Genomic DNA, 20,536 nt, shown 5'->3' on the forward strand with positions numbered 1-20,536 from the left:
TTTTCCTGTTAATAATGGAAAAACGTTTCATTTATTGTGGTATAATAATAGTTATTTAAAAAGGTGAATGATATTATCTCTAATAGTAGAGGAGTCTTAAGGGAGGAATTATTATGAAATTATCAATTGTTAATTTTTCGGATGTTCATTTTATGGCAGGAAATAATTCTATATTAGAAAAAAAACAGCAATTGATCAAGGCGATAGCTTCTAGAATTAATAGTAGTGAAAAAAAATTATTTCTAATGAATGGAGATTCTGCATTTAGTGGAAAACAGGAAGAATATGATGTTGCATTTGATTTTTTTCGGATGTTATTTTTGAATTTGAAGGAACTGATTTTTTATGTGTTCCGGGTAATCATGATTGCAATTTTAGTGTTATGGATTCAGTAATAAGAGAAACCATTTTAGAAAGAATAAAAGATAATGAAGACAAAAGAGAGAATTTGATCCAAAAAATTACATTACAAGATCATTATGATGATTATTTCTCCAAGTTTATGGAGTTCTGGGAATCTAGTGAATTAATATCAGACTTTCCTATTTTCAAAGTCGTGAATTTCTCAATAAATGAAGACCAAAAAATAAAAATTAATTTAATAAATACCGCTTGGGATTCTACATTACATGAAAATGCAGGAACTAAGTATATGCCGATGACTGAACTTCAAGGGCTAGAATATGATAATGATGCTCTTTTCAATTTTTCTATTATTCATCATCCTACTCACTGGTTAGAGCCAAATAACAAAAGAGAATTTGATCACCTTTTAGAAAATGTTTCTGATTTTATATTTACTGGGCACGAACACCAAGAGTCACAAATTTCTAAAATATCACCGTTAGGAGAAACAATAATTCTCGAAGGAAATGTACTTCAAGAAAATTCTGATCCTAAAATCAGTGGATTTAATATTATTACTATAGAAATAGAAAATTCAATTGTTGTAAACATCGATTTGGAACAATTTGCTTGGGATTCTCAACAAAATATGTATATTGTAAATGATTTCGAGGAGATAAAAATAGATACAATGCGTCGAAGAATTAACCATGCCTCTACAGGTGAAAATAATCGATTCTTTATAAAAGAAAGCATGTCAAAATTTATTAATGATTTAGGTGCGTATGTTGTTCATCCAAGACATGGGAATTTGTTACTGAACGATATCTTTGTATATCCTGATTTTGAAAATTCTCTTGAAGAGAAAAAAATAAGCAAGATATGAAGGCTTCACATTTACTTAATGAAATAGGTGATGATAAAGGCGTTTGGTTTATTGAAGGAGATAAAGAATCAGGTAAAACCACTTTATTAAAAAAAATGTATCGTGATTTTCATGAGAAAGAATGGGTTCCAGTATTTTTAGATGGTGAAAAAATTAGTGATATCCCCGTATTAAAAAAAATAGAACAACTCATAAAAAAGGAGTTCTCCAGACAATATGAGGGAAATATGTATGAGCATTTTTTGCAATTTGATATATCTAAAAAGATTTTGTTATTGGATAATTGGGATCGAGTAGACTTAAATAAAATTGGAAAAAAAGAGCTTGTAAAAATTTTTACCAAATTTTTTTCTACAATAATTATAGTTGCAGAAAGTATACCTAATAATACTTCTGATATTTTAGGACTTAATGATGAGCTTGAAAGTAGAATTAAATTTATTGAAATAAAAAAATTTGGATTTAAAAAAAGAGAAGAATTAGTTGATAAATGGATTCGTTTTGGAAATGAGTATGTAAAAGAAGAAAAGGATATAATATTTGATATTGATAAATATACTAAACAGATAGATGAAGTTATAGGGAAGAGCTATGTGCCTCAAGTTCCTTTATACATTTTAATCATACTTCAATCTATAGATAGTGGCCGTGATTTATCAGATTTTAATAGTCAATCAAATGGTTACTATTACGAGTTACTAATAAAACAACTAATTAATGACGTTGATATAAACAATAATGAAATGGCTCTATTGCACAATTATTTGAGTTATTTTGGATATAAAGTTTTCTCAAATAATGAAAAATCTCTAAGCTATTCTGAATGGCATGATTTTCACGAAAATTACTTGGAAAAATATGAACTAGATTCTCAAACTATGTCGTTTGAATACTACAAAAAAAGGCTTATCAAGAGTAGAATTATAAAAGAATTTTCAGAAGGGAGATACACGTTTACTTATAATTATGCATTGTATTTTTTTGTTGCACAGTACTTGTCAAACAACATATCAGAAGATCTAATTAAAAATATTATAGTAGATTTGATTCAGAAAATAAATGTCGAAATAAATGCGAATGTATTGATATTTTTGACGCATTTATCAAAAGATGAATTTATCTTGAATACTGTTGTTGAAGTATCAAATAAATTATTGGCAGATTTTCCTGAATTAAGAATGGAAGATGATATAATAGAGTTAAACCAGTTAATGACCGAACTACCAACTTTAGTTTTTGAAAATACAAATGTATCAGATAATAGATCGAATTATAATAGAGTAAGAGACTCAAATGATAATGAGGAAAAGCATTTTATTGAAACTGCTGAGAATGGTAAATCAGAGATTAGTGAGGAAACAGATACAGAAAGCTCATTAACTGAAAAAAATGAAATTCTTGTTGAAATGGACAAGGCACAAAAAATATCAGAAGTTATAGGTCAAATTTTGAAAAATTATTCTGGAAGCATAATTAAGGAGACTAAGCGAGACTTATTAGAGTCTGCATATAGTGTTACCTTACGAGCGGGAAGTAATTTAATCAATATTGTGAAATCTGAAAAAGATGAACTTGTTTACTTTATTTCAGAAAAAATAGTTGAAGATGGAGTTATTGAACCTAGTAATCAAAGGGAAGTAGAAGCTGCGGCAAAAAGAATACTCTTCAAGTTTGTAGAGATGATTTGTTTCTCTATAATTCATAAAAGCATTAAGGATACTGGTAGTAGTTCCCTTAAAATTACCTATAAAAATTTGATAACGACCGATTTAAGTATGATAAAAAAATTAATAATTAGTGGTAGTTATTTAGAAACGATGTACATTGATCCAAGCACAAGCTATATACACGAAGTTTTCCAAGAAACAGAGAAAAATTTAATGTCTAGATCAATTCTTCAACAGATGGCAGCTAAATACATGTATCTATTTGAGTTAAGTCCACAAGAAAGACAGAAAATAGCAAGTAGATTTGAAATTAGGTATGATCCTATTGTAAAAGCAAGATTGGATCATAAGAGATAAATTTTTGGATTCAAAGTTTCGAATGCAGAAAATTCATAGCTTTCAATATACTGCCAAAGTTATGGGTTATCAACTCAATATTTTAAGTAATAGAGCGTTTCTAATCTCAGAAATACTGCTTAGTAAGTTACAAAAAAGTAGAGATAAATAAAATGAATCCCTGTCTTGAATAAATCACTACAGGGATTTTTTAGTAGGATAAACGGGCTCTATACTTTCTGATGTTGGTATTTTTACCAACATCTTTTTTGTTTCACAAAAAAGACACCTCGAAATCCTGTAGAATTAAAGTCACCTAACCCATTCTAAGGAGGAATCAAGATGTCCTATACTGAGCTTATCAAAGAAACCCTAAATATTCTAGACCTAAATGTTATTTTTGAAGAAAATTGTTTGCGAAAAGAAAAAATAAATGGACAAATTAAAACAACCTTCCCAACCGTTCTTCACTTTGATGAATTTAAATCCGTTCGTCAGGTTTCTGGCGCCATGAGTTTTATCATTTTAAATGGGCAAACAAGAAAATTATTTGATATTGTTGAAAACCGCCAACTGTCTTATTTAGAACGTTATTTTAATCGTTTTCCACTATCTGTGCGGGAAAACGTCCAATTTATTGTCATTGATATATACACACCTTACGTTTTTCTCGTGAAAAAATGTTTCCCTAAAGCAAAGCTCATCATTGATCGCTTCCATATCGTTCAACACATCGGTCGGATCTTTCGAAACCATCGAATCACTTGGACAAATTATCTATTAAAAAGTTCAAGTTTGGCTGAAAAACGCCAAGGAAAATAACTCAAAAAATACTGGAAGTTATTACAAAAAAATCAAGAGAAGTTGGATAGTTTAAACCGCCGTCGGCGCCCTTCATTTAAAACTTATTTGACCGAAACAGAGCTTGTGGACAGGCTTCTTTCCTGTAGTGTTGAGTTAACACAACGCTACACATTGTACCAAGACTTTTTGTATGCCGTTCATAAACGCAACCAAACGTATTTTGATGCCTTGAATTATCCTTACTCGAATGGACAATTGGAGTGTCTAAATAATCATATCAAAGTGTTAAAGCGGAATGCCTATGGTTTTCGTAACTTTTATAATTTCAAATTACGTATTTTCGTCCAACAAGGACAAGCTATACAAACCAAATAAAAAAATCCAGAGGATTTTCTCCTCTGGACTCGACATGATTCTACAATTTCTCTTTACCAACATTATTTGACAAAGAGCTTTTTTTCGACTGACTTCGTGGTTACAAACGGGGTACACAAGCTATCAAATTTGCATAATTTTGTTCTTCTGGAATAATTCAATGGTGAAAGAAACCCATATAAATCAATAAGCTTGTATGGCGTTCACCTATATATTATTCCCACTCCACAGTTGCAGGTGGTTTTGAAGTAATATCGTACACGATACGGTTTACATGTGCAACTTCGTTCACGATGCGCACAGAGATTTTTTGTAAAACATCCCAAGGGATACGGGCAAAGTCAGCGGTCATGCCGTCGATAGAAGTCACAGCACGGATACCGACTGTGTAATCGTAGGTACGGCCATCGCCCATAACGCCTACTGAGCGGATGCCAGGTAAGACAGTAAAGTACTGCCAAATGTCACGATCTAAGCCAGCTGCTGCGATTTCTTCACGTAGGATAGCATCTGAATCACGAACGATTTGTAACTTATCTTCTGTAATTTCACCAAGCACACGAATACCTAATCCTGGTCCTGGGAATGGTTGGCGCCAAACGATTGCATCAGGCATGCCAAGTTCAGTTCCTAAGGCACGAACTTCGTCTTTGAATAATGTATTTAAAGGTTCAATTAATTCAAATTGCATGTCTTCAGGAAGACCACCAACGTTGTGATGTGATTTAATTGTTTGCGCAGTTTCTGTACCAGATTCGATGACATCTGTGTAAAGAGTTCCTTGTGCTAGGAATGAAACGCCTTCTTCCCCAGCAAGTTTAGTTGCTTCGTCATCAAAAACATACACAAATTCGTTACCGATGATTTTACGTTTTTGTTCAGGGTCAGAAACGCCTGCTAATTTGCTTAAGAAGCGTTCTTTCGCATCTACTTTAATAATGTTTAAGCCAAATTTACCGCCTAAACTTTCCATTACTTGTTCTGCTTCACCTTTACGTAATAATCCATGGTCAACGAAGATACAAGTTAATTGGTCGCCAATGGCTTTTTGTAAAAGCACGCCGACAACACTTGAGTCAACGCCACCTGATAAACCAAGTAAGACTTTTTTATCGCCTACTTGTTCACGGATTTTAGCGACTTCCATATCGATGAAGTTTTCCATGCTCCAGTCACCAGTACAGCCACACACATCAAAAGCAAAATGACGTAATAAGTCGTTACCATATTCTGAATGACGAACTTCTGGGTGAAATTGTACGCCGTAGAATTTGCGGTTGGCATCTTCGATAGAAGCGATTGGACAATCGTTGCTTGTCCCAACTTTTTCGAATCCAGGAGCGATTTCTGTTACTAAATCACCGTGGCTCATCCAAACGGTTTGTTTCGCAGGTGTTCCTTGGAATAAGGTCGCATCACCAAGGATTTCTAATTCTGCTTTTCCGTATTCACGGTTTGCGGCAGGTTCTACTTTTCCGCCTAAGTTATGAGTCATTAATTGCATACCGTAGCAGATGCCAAGAATGGGAATTCCTAACTCATAAATTTCTGGATCAATGCTAAAAGCATCTTTGTCATACACGCTGTTTGGTCCACCTGAGAAGATGATTCCTTTAGGCGCGATTTTGCGAATTTCTTCTGCCGTAGTTCGGTGGCTTAATAACTCAGAGAATACGCCAAATTCACGAATACGACGAGTAATCAATTGGTTAAACTGACTACCAAAGTCTAAAACAATAATTTTTTCGACAGATGTCAAATCGGCAACGTTAGTCACGTCTATTACCCCTTATCCATTTAAATTTATCTAAAGAAAAGGCGGTTAAAAAGTGGTCAGCACCAAGAATTAAGAAAGGATTTTCAAAAATTGTTTTACGATTTTTAGAAAATTTTGGCTTAATTCCGCAGGGGCTACTTTTAAACAGCCGAGAATCAGGCGGTTAAAAAGTGGTTCACTTTTGTTCCGTACTCTTCTTTGTCTAGCTATACTTATTAAAACATTTTACTCCTTGAAAGTCATGCATTCTGCTGAAAATTTTCAAGGATATTTCTACAAAAGATACAGGATATTTCTTAGCTCGTCAACCCTTAATATTTACGTAGATAGATTTGGTCAATCAAATGATTTTCCGTTTTATGCAAAATAATGTCCGCACGTCCGCGCGTTGGCAAGATATATTCCTCCAAGTTCGGTAAGTTCACGGTTTTCCAAACATTCCGTGCCATGGCGAAAGCATCTTCTCGTTTGCCAATTGCATATTGGTAATAATAATTATTAGGATCTAAGAAAGCCGTATCTAATAAGGCCCCAAAACGTTCTAGGTACCATTTTTCAATTAAGGCTGGATCGGCATCCACAAAAATAGAAAAATCAAAAAAATCACTCACATAAATTTGTTGATTGGCGGGTAACTGTAATGTGTTAATGCCTTCAACAATCAGAATATCTGGTTGTTGAATCAACTCATATTCGCCTTCGATAACATCGTAGACACTGTGAGAATAGACGGGTGCTTTAATTTCGTCTTTGCCGCTTTTGACTTCGTTTAAGAAATTAATTAGCTTCTCCATGTCATAACTTTCAGGAAACCCTTTTCGGTCCATAATTCCCTGTTCTTCTAACACTTTATTGGGATACAAAAATCCATCCGTTGTAATGAGTTGAACGTTTCTTCGTTTAAACGTTCGGGCCAGAATTCTTTGCAAAAGACGAGCGGTGGTGCTTTTACCAACGGCGACACTGCCGGCAATTCCAATGATGAATGGTGGTACAGAGACATATTCATGTAGGAATAATCCTTTGCTAAGTGTTAGCGATTCAAATTCTTTCATGTATAAATGAATAAGATGCGTTAAGGGTACATAAATTTCTTGTACATCTTTTAGTGAAATTTGGTCGTTCACACTTTTAATGTTATCCAATTCTGCTTCGGTTAACGGTGCTTTGCCGTCATGATAAAACCCATGCCATTCTTCTCTGGAAATTGGGTAGTAATTCATTTTATCGTCCATTGTTCCTCCACCAAACCCTGTTCAATCTTTGTACATTTTACCATAATTTCACAAGGGAAACACAGGATTTTACAAAAGAATTCCCTTCTTCGCCAATTTATGATGAAAATGGTATCATGAAAAGAGAAAACTGTTAGAAAAGAGGGGAAAAGCCATGAGAAAAATTGTATTATTTGGTGATAGCATTACTGCTGGTTATTTAGACGAAGCCGTCTCACCTGTTCTTGTTGACTTAGTGAAACGGGATATTGCTGCGATGGGTCTAGAAGAAGTGGCTGTTATTAATGCTGGAATGCCTGGCGATACAACAGAGGATGGTTTAAAACGATTAAATAAAGAAGTACTAATTGAGAAACCTGATGAGGTGGTGATTTTCTTTGGCGCCAATGATGCGTCACTGGATCGAAATATAACAGTAGCCACGTTTAGAGAAAACCTTGAAACAATGATTCACGAAATTGGTTCAGAAAAGGTGATTTTAATTACGCCACCATATGCGGATAGTGGCAGACGTCCAGAACGTCCACAGACGCGTATCAAGGAATTGGTCAAGGTTGCACAAGAAGTCGGAGCGGCACATAACTTGCCAGTTATTGATTTGTATAAAGCGATGACTGTTTATCCTGGAACGGATGAATTTTTACAAGCGGATGGTTTGCATTTTTCACAAGTGGGCTATGAATTATTAGGTGCCTTGATTGTTCGAGAAATAAAAGGTAGACTAAAACCAAAACAAGCATAGATAGGAAGAACAAAATGGCGAATCATTATTATACAGAAAATCCAGAATTAGCACATGATTTAGAAAGCTGGTCTTTTCCATTACGTGGTCGGACCTTTCAGTTTACGACCGATAGCGGGGTCTTCTCAAGAGGAACAGTGGATTATGGTTCTCGTGTGTTGATTGATGCCTTTGAATGGGAAAATTTACCAGCAGGCCGTTTGTTAGATGTTGGTTGTGGCTATGGACCAATTGGGTTGTCCTTAGCAGCGGCGACTGGTCGACTGGTGGAAATGGTGGATGTCAACCAACGGGCAGTTGGGCTAGCTCAAATGAACGCCCAACGTAACCAAATTACTACTGTGGATATTCATTCTTCCAATGTGTATGAAACCTTAAACGAAACGACCTACGCGGCGATTGTTAGCAACCCGCCCATTCGTGCAGGCAAAAAAGTTGTCCATGGCATTTTAACAGGGGCTTTTCCGTTGTTGAAAGTTGGTGGCACACTAACGGTAGTTATTCAAAAGAAACAAGGTGCACCTAGTGCAGAAAAGAAAATGGCTGAAGTATTTGGCAATGTTGAAATTGTGACAAAAGACAAAGGCTATTATATTTTACGAAGTGTTAAAGAAGCAGAGTAAAAAAGAACCTCCACTTTAGTGGAGGTTCTTTTTTAGAATAGATATGCTTGATCAATTTTTTGGTTCAACAGTTTTTTTTCGTCTGGCGATAAAAAAGCACCTGCAAGCGCATTTTTAGTGAGTTGCTTCATTTCGTCATAACTTAATTGATACCAAGTGGCCAATTTCATGAATTCCTTCGTTAACGTAGTATCTGAAACAGTGCGATTATCGGTATTGATGCAGACGGCTAAGCCAGCCTCTATAAATTGTTGAAAAGGGTATTCAGCCAATGTTTTGACGGTGCCTGTTTGGAAGTTGCTAGTTGGACACATTTCTAAAAGAACCTTTTTTTCTTTTAAGAGCGCCAAGTATTCGGGTGTATCTTTCAAAGCAATACCGTGACCAATCCGAGTAGCACCTAAAGTGACAGCATCAGCGACGTTTTTGCCACAGCCGCATTCCCCAGCGTGGAGTGTTAATGGAATTGACAATTGGTTGGCTAAAGCTAATACGTCTTCAAATGTGTATGGAGGGAAATCGACTTCATTGCCAGCTAAATCAAAGCCGACAACGCCTGTCTCTCTGAAATCATGCGCTAAGTGAACGATTTTTTCTATGGCTTGTTGTTGGTCATGCCGCATGCCGCATAACAGTGCATTGCTTTTTACACCAAAATCTTCTTCGCCTTGTTTTAAGCCAGTTAAAACAGCGGTCACGATTTCAGGTAACCGTAAGCCTTTTTCTGTATGTTGCGAAGGCGCAAAACGCACCTCTATGTATGCCACGCCATCTTCGGCAGCTTGGCTAATCACGTCATACGCCGCTGCTTGCAAAGCTTCAGCTGTTTGTAGACAGGTTAGCACGAAGTCGAACCGAGTTAAATAATCATTCAAATCGGTGCATTTTTCAGGGGCAACCACTAACTCTTTCAAGGCTTGTTCGTCTTGGGGTAATGGAATGTTTTGTTTTTCAGCAATGGTGCGTAAAGTGGTTGGTCGAATCGACCCATCTAAGTGACAGTGCAGCTCGATTTTTGGTAATTGACGGACACGGGATTCTTCCATGAAAAAAATAGCCTCCATTTTCTTTTGTTTTTTAATCTTTTTAGTCTATTTCTTTTGTCTTTTTTTTGTTAAAATGTAAAAGATTCGATAAGTATTTTGAAGACTGTAACACGTCTACAAATGTCTGTCAATGCAAAAGGAGACGTTGGGAGGGGCGCGATGAAACTAACGATTAAAGAAATTGCTGATATGGCTGGTGTTTCTGTCACAACCGTCTCACAAATTCTGAATAATAAAGGGAGTCGTTTCAGTGAAAAAACCCGCAACAAGGTGTTGGCGGTAGTCGCTGAAAATCATTACAAACCAGATTACTTTGCTTCGAATGTAATCAACCGTCATTCCAAAACCATTGGTATGATTGTGCCAGATGTGACGGATTTCTTTTTCTCAAAAGTGATTGAAGGTGTAGAAACATATTTAAATTCGTTAGGCTACATGATTTTGTTATGCAATTCAAAGCATGATTCCGAGCAAGCGATGCAATATGTTAGCGAGTTGATTCATCGGTCGGTGGATGGCATTATTTTTGCCACGCCGAATGTTTTGCCAGAAAATCATATTTTAAAAGACCGACGAGAACATCCGATTCCTGTCATTCTTGTCGATCGTGGGATTAATCCACGAGATAGTGGACGATTAATCGTTAAAGAGTACGAAGGTGCTTATCAAGCGGTCCATCATTTGATTCAACAAGGGCATCAGCATATTGGCATGTTGCGTGAAAGTGCCGGCTATTATCGTTTGACGGAACGAGTGACGGCGTATCAGCATGCGTTACAGGACAATAATTTACCTTTTCGTCCGCATTATGTTTGTGCTGGGGAATTGAACTTGCATGGCGGCTATGCTGCGGCGAAAGAAGTTTTGAAAAATGAAGAAATCACAGCAATTTTTTGTGGCAATGATGAAATGGCGATGGGAGCTTATCAAGCCATTGAAGAAGCGGGCAAGAAAATTCCTGACGATATTTCGGTGGTTGGTTTTGATGGCTTGGAAATTTCCGAATATTTGGTGCCGAGTTTAACAACCGTCTATCAGCCGAGTTTTGATATTGGCTATTATGCAGCAAAATTTTTGGTGGAAGCTATTGCAGATCCAACAGGGAAAGTTCCCAATAAAGTTTTTGATGCGACGTTTATTGCTAGAAAAAGCACAAAACCGATTTAAAAAACAGCTTAGAAATAGAACGTTCGTGTTGTTTGCGTTTTCACAAGAAAAAAATAATAGTAAACTGGTTTACTAAATGGTTTAAAGCTGAACGATTTTGTTGTATAATACATTATCGGGAAATCGGAGGGAACGAATTCATGAGAATGGTAGACATTATTGAAAAGAAACGTGACGGGCATCAACTAACAAGCGAAGAAATTCAATTTATTATCAACGGATACACAGATGGTTCAATTCCAGATTATCAAGTAAGTGCCTTTTTAATGGCTGTTTTTTACCAAGATATGACAGACGAAGAAATTACACAAATGACGTTAGCGATGGTCCATTCAGGCGAAATTGTGGATCTTTCTTCTATAGAAGGAATCAAAGTCGACAAGCATTCTACAGGTGGCGTAGGCGACACTACGACGCTTATTTTAGCGCCGTTAGTTGCTAGTGTCGGGGTCAATGTAGCAAAAATGTCTGGTCGTGGCTTAGGCTACACGGGCGGTACGTTGGATAAATTAGAAGCGATTCCTGGTTTTAAAGTTGAATTGACAGAAGAACGTTTTATTCAATTGGTGAACGATACAAAAGTGGCAGTGATTGGTCAGTCAGGTGACCTAGCACCAGCAGACAAAAAACTTTATGCGTTACGTGATGTGACCGCCACTGTTGACTCAATTCCATTAATTGCAAGTTCCATTATGAGTAAAAAAATTGCCGCAGGGGCAGATGCGATTGTCTTAGACGTGACTACTGGTGAAGGGGCCTTTATGAAAGACCTAGCAAGTGCTCGTCGATTAGCGGAAACAATGGTTCGCATTGGGAAACTGGCAAATCGCCAAACGATGGCAGTAATTTCAGACATGTCACAACCTTTAGGGGAGGCTATCGGAAATAGTTTAGAAATCGTTGAAGCAATCGAGACCTTGCAAGGAAATGGGCCAGAAGATTTAGTGGAGATGTGCTATGTCTTAGGAAGTCAGATGGTCGTTTTAGCTAAAAAAGCCGAGACGTTAGACGAAGCACGGGCTTTATTAGAAGAAGCATTAACAAGCGGTCGAGCGCTCGCAAAATTTAAAGAAATGATTGAAAATCAAGGCGGCGACAGTTCCGTTGTTGACCAGCCAGAAAAATTATTAACCGCAACTTATCAATTTGATTTACCTGCCAAAGAAACAGGCGTGGTACAAAAAATCGTTGCCAATGAAATTGGCGTTGCCGCAATGTTGCTGGGCGCTGGTCGGGCTACGAAAGAAGATACGATTGATTTTGCAGTTGGCTTGAAACTTCACAAAAAAGTAGGGAGCCCAGTTGAAAAAGGCGAATCATTATTAACCATTTATGCCAATCGTGAAGACGTGACAGAAGTCGAACAATTGCTTTATAAAAACATTGAAATTGGACCAACCGGCGAAGAGCCTATTTTGATTCACGATATTATTACGGAATAAAACAAAAAGAAAAGAGGAATTCTCATCATGGAATTAAACCGCATGATTGATCACACTATTTTGAAACCAGAAGCGACAGAAGCCGCTGTCCAAAAAATTATTGACGAAGCTAAGGAGTACAACTTTTTCTCTGTATGTATCAATCCTTGTTGGGTCGCTTTTGCTAGCGAGCAATTAGCAGATACCGACGTCGCTGTCTGTACCGTTATTGGCTTTCCTTTGGGGGCAAATACACCAGAAGTTAAAGCATACGAAGCAGCTGATGCGATTAAAAATGGTGCGAATGAAGTGGATATGGTGATTAATATTGGTGCATTAAAATCACAACAATACGATTACGTACGTCAAGACATTCAAGGCGTAGTAGATGCAGCCAAAGGAAAAGCGTTAGTCAAAGTGATTATTGAAACAGCATTATTAACAGACGAAGAAAAAGTTAAAGCTTGTGAATTAGCCAAAGAAGCAGGTGCCGATTTCGTTAAAACATCTACTGGCTTCTCAACAGGCGGCGCTAAAGTAGCAGACATTCGTTTAATGCGTGAGACAGTTGGTCCTGACATGGGCGTTAAGGCTTCTGGTGGCGTGCATAATGCAGAAGAAGCGTTAGCAATGATTGAAGCTGGGGCAACACGCATCGGTGCAAGTACGGGTGTAGCAATTGTTTCTGGCGCAACTGGCGAAGGGTATTAATTCGTATTTCAAATTAATCGAAGGTGTGGCGAAAAAGATGACAGTAAAACAAGAATGGCTTGATTGTGCCGTAGAAGCATTGGCGCACGCCTATGTACCGTATTCTAACTTTCCTGTGGGCGCTTGCTTAGTGACTGCAGACGGGAAAATGTATCAAGGAGTCAACATTGAAAATGCCTCCTTTGGTTTAACAAATTGTGCAGAAAGAACGGCGATTTTTAAAGCCATTTCAGAAGATGAACGGACCTTCCAACATTTAGTTGTAGCAGGTAATACAGAGGCACCCATTTCTCCATGTGGCGCTTGTCGTCAAGTAATGGCTGAATTCTTTGATCCACAAATGCCGGTCACGCTAGTTGGTAAAGATGGCGCGACTAAAACAATGACAGTTGAGGCATTATTGCCCTATTCATTTACAGATAAAGATTTTTAAAAAAAGGACATAAGGTTTCGTTGGGCTCAAAGTAGATTTCAATAGCATAAATGCGAATGAAATAATAGATAAAATAGTAGGGGGCTTTTCGGAAAGTGAAACAAGCAAAATTTTTAGGTCTAGGATTGGCAGCAGTTGCCTTAACCATTGGGTTAGCTGCATGTGGTGGCAATAGCAAAAAGAACGCCAACACAAAAGGTGATCCACAACATAGTGTCGTAATGGTCACAGATACAGCCGGCATTGATGACAAATCTTTTAACCAATCTGCGTGGGAAGGAATGCAAGAGTGGGGCAAAGAGCACAAACTTCCAGAAGGACCTCAAGGGTATGCGTATATTCAATCAAATGAAGCATCTGATTATACATCAAACATTGACCAAGCCATTTCAAGTCAATTTAAAACGATTTTTGGCATTGGCTATTTACTAAAAAATGCAGTAGTAGATGCAGCGGACGCCAACCCAGAAACGAATTTCGTTCTAATCGACGATACAGTTAATGGGAAAAACAACGTCGCTTCTGCAACATTTAGAGATAATGAATCTGCGTATTTAGCAGGTGTGGCAGCAGCTAACACTACGAAAACCAACAAAGTAGGATTTATCGGCGGGGTTGAAGGACCTGTTATTGGCCGTTTCCAAGCTGGTTTTGAAAAAGGTGTAGCAGACGCTGGCAAAAAATTAGGCAAAGATATTCAAATTACGTCTACTTATGCAGGGACATTTGCAGACGCTTCAAAAGGACGGGCCTTAGCTTCTTCTATGTATCAAGCAGGTGCCGACATTATTTATCACGCAGCGGCGACTACAGGACAAGGAATCTTCCAAGAAGCCAAAGCGCTAAATGAAACAGGTTCAAAAGATAAAGTTTGGGTGATTGGTGTTGACCGTGACCAAAACGAAGACGGTAAATATACAACCAAAGATGGCAAGGATGATAACTTAACGTTAGCTTCAACCATTAAAGGTGTAAATATTGCTGTGAAAAAAATCTCTGATCTTGCATTAGAAGATAAATTCCCTGGCGGCGAACATTTAACTTATGGATTGAAAGATGGCGGTGTTGATTTAACAACAGAAGCCTTAAGCGATCAAGCCAAAACGGCAGTTAAAGAAGCCAAAGAACAAATCATCTCTGGTGACGTAAAAGTCCCAGACCAACCTTAGAAACAACTTAGTTGTTTAAATACATTAAACTATTTTTAGGAGGCTTTACAGAAATGAAAAAAGCAAAATTATTCGGTTTTAGTTTGATTGCATTAGGTTTATCAGTTTCACTTGCAGCATGTGGTGGTGGCAAAGGCAAAACCGCTGAAAGCGGCGGTGGCAAAGGGGATGCAGCGCATAGTGCTGTAATCATTACAGATACAGGCGGCGTGGATGACAAGTCGTTTAACCAATCTTCTTGGGAAGGATTGCAAGCTTGGGGTAAAGAACATGATTTACCAGAAGGTTCAAAAGGGTATGCATATATTCAATCGAATGATGCAGCTGACTATACAACAAATATTGACCAAGCGGTATCAAGTAAATTCAACACAATCTTTGGTATTGGCTACTTGCTAAAAGATGCAATTTCTTCTGCAGCAGATGCCAACCCTGATACAAACTTTGTTTTAATCGATGATCAAATCGATGGCAAAAAGAATGTCGTTTCTGCAACATTTAGAGATAATGAAGCAGCTTACTTAGCCGGTGTTGCTGCTGCAAACGAAACAAAAACGAACAAAGTCGGTTTTGTTGGTGGTGAAGAAGGGGTCGTAATTGACCGTTTCCAAGCTGGTTTTGAAAAAGGTGTGGCTGATGCTGCGAAAGAATTAGGTAAAGAAATTACTGTTGATACAAAATATGCGGCTTCATTTGCTGATCCTGCCAAAGGGAAAGCTTTAGCTGCTGCAATGTACCAAAATGGCGTTGATATCATCTTCCACGCTTCTGGTGCGACTGGACAAGGGGTCTTCCAAGAAGCAAAAGACTTGAATGAATCAGGTTCTGGCGACAAAGTTTGGGTAATCGGTGTTGACCGCGATCAAGATGCTGATGGCAAGTACAAAACAAAAGACGGCAAAGAAGACAACTTCACGTTAACTTCAACGCTTAAAGGTGTCGGCACAGCGGTTCAAGATATTGCCAACCGTGCGTTAGAAGACAAATTCCCTGGTGGCGAACATTTAGTTTATGGATTAAAAGATGGTGGCGTTGACTTAACAGACGGCTATTTAAACGACAAAACAAAAGAAGCTGTTAAAACAGCAAAAGATAAAGTAATCTCAGGTGACGTAAAAGTCCCAGAAAAACCAGAATAATTTAAGCTCCTAAATGAAAAAAGAAGGGCTCATTATTGTTCCTTCTAAAAATAAAGTGGTCCTTGGCAGCGACGGCTGCCAAGGAAACCCTTTATGATGTTTGGATTTTTAACTAAATAGTTGAGGTTCTTCAACTACTTAGTTAAGGGTCAAAATTACCCTCTAAAGTATTGCCAATATAATTTTGTTAGGAAGTGAATAGACCTTGTCTCAAGAAGAAAACGTAATTGAGATGCGTAAAATCACCAAAGAATTTGGGACGTTCAAAGCCAACGACCAAATTGATTTACAAGTAAAACCTGGTGAAATCCACGCACTGCTAGGTGAAAATGGTGCAGGTAAGTCGACCTTGATGAATATCTTATCAGGGCTATTGGAACCGACCTCAGGTGAGATTTATATGAATGGCGAAAAAGTCAACATTACAAGTCCTACTGCAGCCAATCGTTTAGGAATCGGAATGGTCCATCAGCATTTTATGTTAGTTGAAGCCTTTACTGTGACTGAAAATATTATCTTAGGTAGTGAACCTACCCATGGCGGTATTTTAGACCGGAAAAAAGCGAAAAAAGAGATTGAAGAAGTGTCTAAGCAATACGGGTTGGATGTAAATCCCAATGCCTATATTCGCGATATTTCTGTGGGTATGCAACAACGGGTTGAAATTTTAAAGACCTTATATCGTGGTGCGAACGTTTTAATTTTTGACGAACCAACCGCAGTATTAACGCCACAAGAAATTGATGAATTAATGATTATTTTGAAAGAACTAACCGATGAAGGCAAATCGATCATTTTAATTACACATAAGTTAGATGAAATTAAAAAAGTGGCGGACCGTTGTACGGTTATTCGCCGGGGGCAAAGTATTGGCACCGTCAATGTGAAAGACGTTTCTTCGCAACAGTTAGCCGATATGATGGTGGGTCGTTCTGTTTCCTTCAAAACAGAGAAAAAACCAGCGCAACCGAAAGAAACAATTTTATCAATTAAAGATTTAGTAGTGAAAGAAAGCCGCGGCTTAGATGCAGTGAAAAATCTTAGCTTAGATGTCCGAGCAGGGGAAGTTGTTGGGATTGCGGGGATTGATGGCAATGGACAAACAGAATTAATCCAAGCCTTAGCAGGATTAACCAAAGTCGAAAACGGGTCCATTCATTTGAATGAAAAAGAGATTACTAATCGCAAACCTCGGGAAATTACGGAAATGGGTGTCGCCCACGTTCCTGAAGACCGACATAAATATGGCTTGGTATTAGAGATGACATTGGCTGAAAATATTGGCCTACAAACGTATTACCAAAAACCATACAGTTCAACAGGTATTTTAAACTATCGAATGATTAACAAACACGCCCGTGAATTAATTGAAGAATATGATGTACGGACTCCTAATGAACTAGTACCAGCTCGGGCGCTTTCAGGTGGGAATCAGCAAAAAGCAATTATTGCCCGAGAAGTTGACCGCGATCCAGATTTGTTGATTGTTTCTCAACCAACACGCGGTTTAGATGTCGGAGCTATTGAATACATTCATCGTCGACTAATTGAACAAAGAGATAAAAATAAAGCTGTTTTATTAGTAAGTTTTGAATTAGACGAAATTTTAAATGTTTCTGATCGTATCGCTGTTATTCATGCGGGGGAAATTGTCGGAATTGTTGATCCGAAAGAAACGACAGAAAATGAATTGGGCTTGTTAATGGCTGGCTACTCATTGGAAGAAGCCCGTGCTGAGTTATCAAAAGTAGAGGCAGGTGAAACTGTTGAATAATCGTTCTGAAAAAATAAGAAATATTTTAGTCCCTGTGTTATCTGTTATTATGGGTTTCCTCTTAGGGGCAATTATTATGGTTATCTTTGGCTATGACCCAGTGGCTGGGTATCAAGCGATGTTTGAAACAGCTTTCCAAGGAAAGAAAAGTATTGGTGAGATTTTTGTCACCGCAGCTCCGTTGATTTTTACCGCTTTAGGATTCTCGGTGGCAAATTCGGCTGGATTCTTTAATATCGGGCTTTCAGGACAAGCCTTATGTGGTTGGGTGGCTAGTATTTGGGTCGCTTTATCCATGCCTGATGCACCCCGGATGATTGCGTTGCCGGTGGCGATTATTGTTGGGGCAGTTGCAGGAGCTTTAGCAGCAGCCATTCCAGGTTTCTTGCGTGCCTATTTTGGGACGAGTGAAGTTATTGTTACGATTATGTTGAATTATATTTTATTATACACAGGAAATCATATTGCTAATAATGTCATGAAACCAAGTATTATGGCGAATAAAGGGATTACCAAAATGATTGGTGCGAATGCATCATTACGCTCACCGTTTTTAACAAGTATCAGTGATGGCTCTCGTTTAAACATCGGCATTTTCTTGGCCTTCATTTTCCTTATTCTTGTGTGGTTCTTGATGAAAAAAACAACGCTTGGTTTTGAAATTCGGTCGGTGGGGTTAAACCCATTTGCTTCTGAATATGCTGGAATGAGCAGCAAGCGAACGATTATTTTATCCATGATGATTTCAGGAACGCTGGCTGGTTTAGGTGGTGCGGTCCAAGGATTGGGGACTTTCCAAAACTTCTTTATTCAAAACACATCGTTGAGCATTGGGTTCGATGGTATGGCCGTGTCTCTATTAGGAGCAGGTAGCTCAATCGGGATTTTACTTTCCGCATTACTGTTTGGAATGTTAAAACTTGGTGGACAAGGAATGCCGTTGATAGCTGGTGTACCAACAGAATTAGTTGATGTTGTTATTGCAGCGATTATTTTCTTTGTGGGAATTAGTTATTTAATTCGTTTCTTGTTAGCAAAAGCGTCTGGTAGTAAAAAAGAAGTAGCGATTGTAGAAACAATTGAAGCGGCGCCAGACAAAAACAATCAAGAGGGGGGAGACATCTAATGGATTTAGCAACAATTTCCTCAATCATCACGCAAACATTAGTGTATGCAACTCCGCTCATCTTGACAGCATTAGGCGGAACGTTCTCAGAACGAAGTGGTGTGGTTAACGTTGGTTTGGAAGGTATTATGGTAATGGGCGCTTTCAGTTCGGTCGTTTTTAACTTGACGTTTGCTGATACATTTGGCGCGGCGACACCATGGATTGCTTGTTTAGTAGGAGGCGTTGTCGGGATTGTCTTTTCTCTCTTACATGCCGTTGCAACTATTAACTTACGAGCAGATCATATTATCAGTGGTACTGTCATTAACTTGATGGCACCGGCGCTAGGGGTTTTCCTAGTAAAAGTTATTTATCAAAAAGGACAAACAGATATGATTACACAATCATTTGGCTATTTTTCTTTCCCAGGATTGTCAAAAATTCCAGTAATTGGTGAACTATTCTTTGCAAAAACCTCTTTGCCAGCTTTCGTAGCAATTTTGATTGCGATTTTAGCTTGGTTTGTCATTTATAAAACACGTTTTGGCTTACGGTTACGTTCTGTGGGGGAACATCCACAAGCGGCAGATACATTGGGAATTAATGTCTACTTAATGCGTTATTCTGGCGTCTTGCTATCCGGCTTCTTAGGCGGTATGGGCGGAGCTGTCTTTGCTCAAAGTATTGCGGGTCGTTTTGGGATTACCACAATTGCAGGACAAGGGTTTATTTCAATGGCCGCAATGATCTTTGGTAAATGGAATCCACTTGGGGCAATGGGCGCAGCCTTATTCTTTGGTTTTGCACAAAACTTGAGTATTGCTGGGGAAAACCTACCAATTATTTCAGAAATTCCAAAAGTTTATCTACAAGCAGCACCATACGTATTGACCATTTTAGTCCTAGTTGTGTTCTTCGGAAAATCATCGGGACCAAAAGCGAACGGGAAAAATTACGTCAAAACGAAATAGATTTAAAACTGTCCGTTGTAAAATAACGGGCAGTTTTTTTGATTGTTCTTCAAACAACTTTAGCGAGAGAACTTTTCCTAGTACTTATTTTCTCAATTTTTTCTAGTGAAGTACAAGAAATTGAAAATTCATTTCTTTTTGCTATGTTAAACTAAAAAGTAAAACGCTATCAAAGTCTCGATTCTAAATAAAGAAAGGAGGAGTCATGAATAAAAAAGGAATTAGAGTAGGTATTTTATTGGTGTTAGGAATTATCCTAATCGGCATTGGAGGGAAAGTATTTATGGACAAACGGGCAGAACAAAAAGAACAAGATTTACTAGCAGTAGAGAAACAATCAGTGAAAGTACTGAAAAATACCTTTGCGGATATTAAGGAAGTCAAATTCCATGAAGCAGGAAAAAACGAAATGACAGGGTCGTATGGAATGTATGTGACAATGTTTAATAAGAATAACGACTCTGTAAAATTTGATTATGGATTTTGGAAAGAGAGGAATGAATTGGGAGATTATGGAGTAGAAGATGAAGCGGTACAAAAAGAAGGAGTCACAACTACTTCAGTAAAAGTAACATACACTAATGGGAAGGAGGAGTTGATTTAATGATAACTGACCAAGACTATAATCAATTAAGTGATAGAGTTTATTGGCTAGACCCTAAGCATAAAAGATATACACCGAGTATTAAAGAAGGAAGAATACGTAAATTTGGAAATTTAAAATTCCAAATCCTCAAAATCCAAGAGAATTCTCAGACGGATGGGATGCAAGCGATGGCTGTTGTGTCAAACATAAATATCAGATGA

General features: G+C 37.8%; 18 protein-coding genes and 2 pseudogenes. 17 read left to right on the forward strand and 3 right to left on the reverse strand.

Annotated features, from left to right (window positions below):
- Positions 1–113: 113 nt before the first annotated feature.
- The 4 genes and pseudogenes from IGL56_RS00575 to IGL56_RS00590 form a co-directional block, all read left to right on the forward strand.
- Complete coding sequence (locus IGL56_RS00575) at positions 114–395, forward strand: hypothetical protein (RefSeq protein WP_002381358.1); 282 nt, start codon at positions 114–116, stop codon at positions 393–395.
- Entirely contained in the window at positions 383–1,231 is an 849-nt protein-coding gene (locus tag IGL56_RS00580; protein WP_002356155.1) for a hypothetical protein, read from the forward strand. Before IGL56_RS00575 ends, IGL56_RS00580 begins: the two co-directional genes overlap by 13 nt.
- On the forward strand, positions 1,228–3,255 hold the full coding sequence (locus tag IGL56_RS00585; RefSeq protein ID WP_002356156.1) for an NACHT domain-containing protein: 2,028 nt from the start codon (positions 1,228–1,230) through the stop codon (positions 3,253–3,255). The genes IGL56_RS00580 and IGL56_RS00585 overlap by 4 nt, the downstream gene beginning before the upstream one ends.
- 423 nt (positions 3,256–3,678) lie before the next feature.
- A pseudogene (locus IGL56_RS00590) lies at positions 3,679–4,413 on the forward strand (transposase); the annotation flags it as partial.
- Between the two features lie 214 nt (positions 4,414–4,627).
- Here IGL56_RS00590 and guaA read toward each other — a convergent pair.
- Positions 4,628–6,190 carry a glutamine-hydrolyzing GMP synthase gene (guaA, locus tag IGL56_RS00595; protein ID WP_002356158.1) on the reverse strand — a complete coding sequence of 521 codons (1,563 nt, stop codon included), beginning with the start codon at positions 6,188–6,190 and terminating at the stop codon, positions 4,628–4,630.
- A 311-nt stretch (positions 6,191–6,501) separates the two neighbouring features.
- Positions 6,502–7,425, reverse strand: a complete 924-nt coding sequence (gene coaA, locus IGL56_RS00600) for a type I pantothenate kinase (protein ID WP_002356160.1) — start codon at positions 7,423–7,425, stop codon at positions 6,502–6,504.
- 154 nt (positions 7,426–7,579) lie between these two features.
- On the opposite strand from coaA, the gene IGL56_RS00605 reads away from it, so the two are divergent.
- Complete coding sequence (locus tag IGL56_RS00605) at positions 7,580–8,167, forward strand: SGNH/GDSL hydrolase family protein (RefSeq protein ID WP_002356161.1); 588 nt, start codon at positions 7,580–7,582, stop codon at positions 8,165–8,167.
- A gap of 14 nt (positions 8,168–8,181) precedes the next feature.
- Entirely contained in the window at positions 8,182–8,790 is a 609-nt protein-coding gene (locus tag IGL56_RS00610; protein ID WP_002356162.1) for a class I SAM-dependent methyltransferase, read from the forward strand.
- A 32-nt stretch (positions 8,791–8,822) separates the two neighbouring features.
- On the opposite strand, the gene add is transcribed toward IGL56_RS00610, so the two are convergent.
- Positions 8,823–9,854, reverse strand: a complete 1,032-nt coding sequence (gene add / locus IGL56_RS00615; protein WP_002356163.1) for an adenosine deaminase — start codon at positions 9,852–9,854, stop codon at positions 8,823–8,825.
- A gap of 141 nt (positions 9,855–9,995) precedes the next feature.
- On the opposite strand from add, the gene IGL56_RS00620 reads away from it, so the two are divergent.
- The 11 genes and pseudogenes from IGL56_RS00620 to IGL56_RS00670 form a co-directional block, all read left to right on the forward strand.
- Positions 9,996–11,003 (forward strand): substrate-binding domain-containing protein, encoded by a 1,008-nt coding sequence (locus IGL56_RS00620; RefSeq protein ID WP_002356164.1) that lies wholly within the window; start codon positions 9,996–9,998, stop codon positions 11,001–11,003.
- A 140-nt stretch (positions 11,004–11,143) separates the two neighbouring features.
- Complete coding sequence (locus IGL56_RS00625) at positions 11,144–12,445, forward strand: pyrimidine-nucleoside phosphorylase (protein WP_002356165.1); 1,302 nt, start codon at positions 11,144–11,146, stop codon at positions 12,443–12,445.
- Positions 12,446–12,472: 27 nt separating this feature from the next.
- Positions 12,473–13,135: a deoxyribose-phosphate aldolase gene (gene deoC, locus IGL56_RS00630; protein ID WP_002356166.1), complete on the forward strand. Its 663-nt coding sequence runs from the start codon at positions 12,473–12,475 to the stop codon at positions 13,133–13,135.
- A complete protein-coding gene (locus IGL56_RS00635; RefSeq protein ID WP_002385433.1) occupies positions 13,104–13,568 on the forward strand; it encodes a cytidine deaminase in 465 nt (154 codons plus the stop codon). Before deoC ends, IGL56_RS00635 begins: the two co-directional genes overlap by 32 nt.
- Before the next feature lie 95 nt (positions 13,569–13,663).
- Positions 13,664–14,737: a BMP family lipoprotein gene (locus IGL56_RS00640; protein WP_002356168.1), complete on the forward strand. Its 1,074-nt coding sequence runs from the start codon at positions 13,664–13,666 to the stop codon at positions 14,735–14,737.
- A 53-nt stretch (positions 14,738–14,790) separates the two neighbouring features.
- A complete protein-coding gene (locus tag IGL56_RS00645; RefSeq protein ID WP_002356169.1) occupies positions 14,791–15,876 on the forward strand; it encodes a BMP family lipoprotein in 1,086 nt (361 codons plus the stop codon).
- 205 nt (positions 15,877–16,081) lie between these two features.
- Positions 16,082–17,650 (forward strand): ABC transporter ATP-binding protein, encoded by a 1,569-nt coding sequence (locus IGL56_RS00650; RefSeq protein ID WP_002381361.1) that lies wholly within the window; start codon positions 16,082–16,084, stop codon positions 17,648–17,650.
- Positions 17,643–18,776: an ABC transporter permease gene (locus IGL56_RS00655; protein WP_002356171.1), complete on the forward strand. Its 1,134-nt coding sequence runs from the start codon at positions 17,643–17,645 to the stop codon at positions 18,774–18,776. The genes IGL56_RS00650 and IGL56_RS00655 overlap by 8 nt, the downstream gene beginning before the upstream one ends.
- Positions 18,776–19,729, forward strand: a complete 954-nt coding sequence (locus IGL56_RS00660; RefSeq protein ID WP_002356172.1) for an ABC transporter permease — start codon at positions 18,776–18,778, stop codon at positions 19,727–19,729. The genes IGL56_RS00655 and IGL56_RS00660 overlap by 1 nt, the downstream gene beginning before the upstream one ends.
- Before the next feature lie 205 nt (positions 19,730–19,934).
- The gene (locus tag IGL56_RS00665; RefSeq protein ID WP_002385432.1) at positions 19,935–20,333 is read left to right on the forward strand and encodes a hypothetical protein; all 399 of its coding nucleotides are present in this window, start codon (positions 19,935–19,937) and stop codon (positions 20,331–20,333) included.
- A pseudogene (locus IGL56_RS00670) lies at positions 20,333–20,512 on the forward strand (hypothetical protein); the annotation flags it as partial. The gene IGL56_RS00665 and the pseudogene IGL56_RS00670, both read left to right, overlap by 1 nt.
- Positions 20,513–20,536: the final 24 nt, after the last annotated feature.

It is taken from the genome of Enterococcus sp. DIV1316a, assembly GCF_050536915.1.
GTDB classification, from domain to species: domain Bacteria; phylum Bacillota; class Bacilli; order Lactobacillales; family Enterococcaceae; genus Enterococcus; species Enterococcus faecalis.

Excerpts from the sequence above, each read along its gene's own strand:
- IGL56_RS00575 (WP_002381358.1), top strand. The coding sequence starts at position 114 with ATGAAATTATCAATTGTTAATTTTTCGGATGTTCATTTTATGGCAGGA.
- IGL56_RS00645 (WP_002356169.1), top strand. The coding sequence starts at position 14,791 with ATGAAAAAAGCAAAATTATTCGGTTTTAGTTTGATTGCATTAGGTTTA.
- IGL56_RS00620 (WP_002356164.1), top strand. The coding sequence starts at position 9,996 with ATGAAACTAACGATTAAAGAAATTGCTGATATGGCTGGTGTTTCTGTC.
- IGL56_RS00625 (WP_002356165.1), top strand. The coding sequence starts at position 11,144 with ATGAGAATGGTAGACATTATTGAAAAGAAACGTGACGGGCATCAACTA.
- IGL56_RS00585 (WP_002356156.1), top strand. The coding sequence starts at position 1,228 with ATGAAGGCTTCACATTTACTTAATGAAATAGGTGATGATAAAGGCGTT.
- IGL56_RS00660 (WP_002356172.1), top strand. The coding sequence starts at position 18,776 with ATGGATTTAGCAACAATTTCCTCAATCATCACGCAAACATTAGTGTAT.
- IGL56_RS00605 (WP_002356161.1), top strand. The coding sequence starts at position 7,580 with ATGAGAAAAATTGTATTATTTGGTGATAGCATTACTGCTGGTTATTTA.
- coaA (WP_002356160.1), bottom strand. The coding sequence starts at position 7,425 with ATGGACGATAAAATGAATTACTACCCAATTTCCAGAGAAGAATGGCAT.
- IGL56_RS00580 (WP_002356155.1), top strand. The coding sequence starts at position 383 with ATGGATTCAGTAATAAGAGAAACCATTTTAGAAAGAATAAAAGATAAT.
- deoC (WP_002356166.1), top strand. The coding sequence starts at position 12,473 with ATGGAATTAAACCGCATGATTGATCACACTATTTTGAAACCAGAAGCG.
- add (WP_002356163.1), bottom strand. The coding sequence starts at position 9,854 with ATGGAGGCTATTTTTTTCATGGAAGAATCCCGTGTCCGTCAATTACCA.
- IGL56_RS00610 (WP_002356162.1), top strand. The coding sequence starts at position 8,182 with ATGGCGAATCATTATTATACAGAAAATCCAGAATTAGCACATGATTTA.
- IGL56_RS00665 (WP_002385432.1), top strand. The coding sequence starts at position 19,935 with ATGAATAAAAAAGGAATTAGAGTAGGTATTTTATTGGTGTTAGGAATT.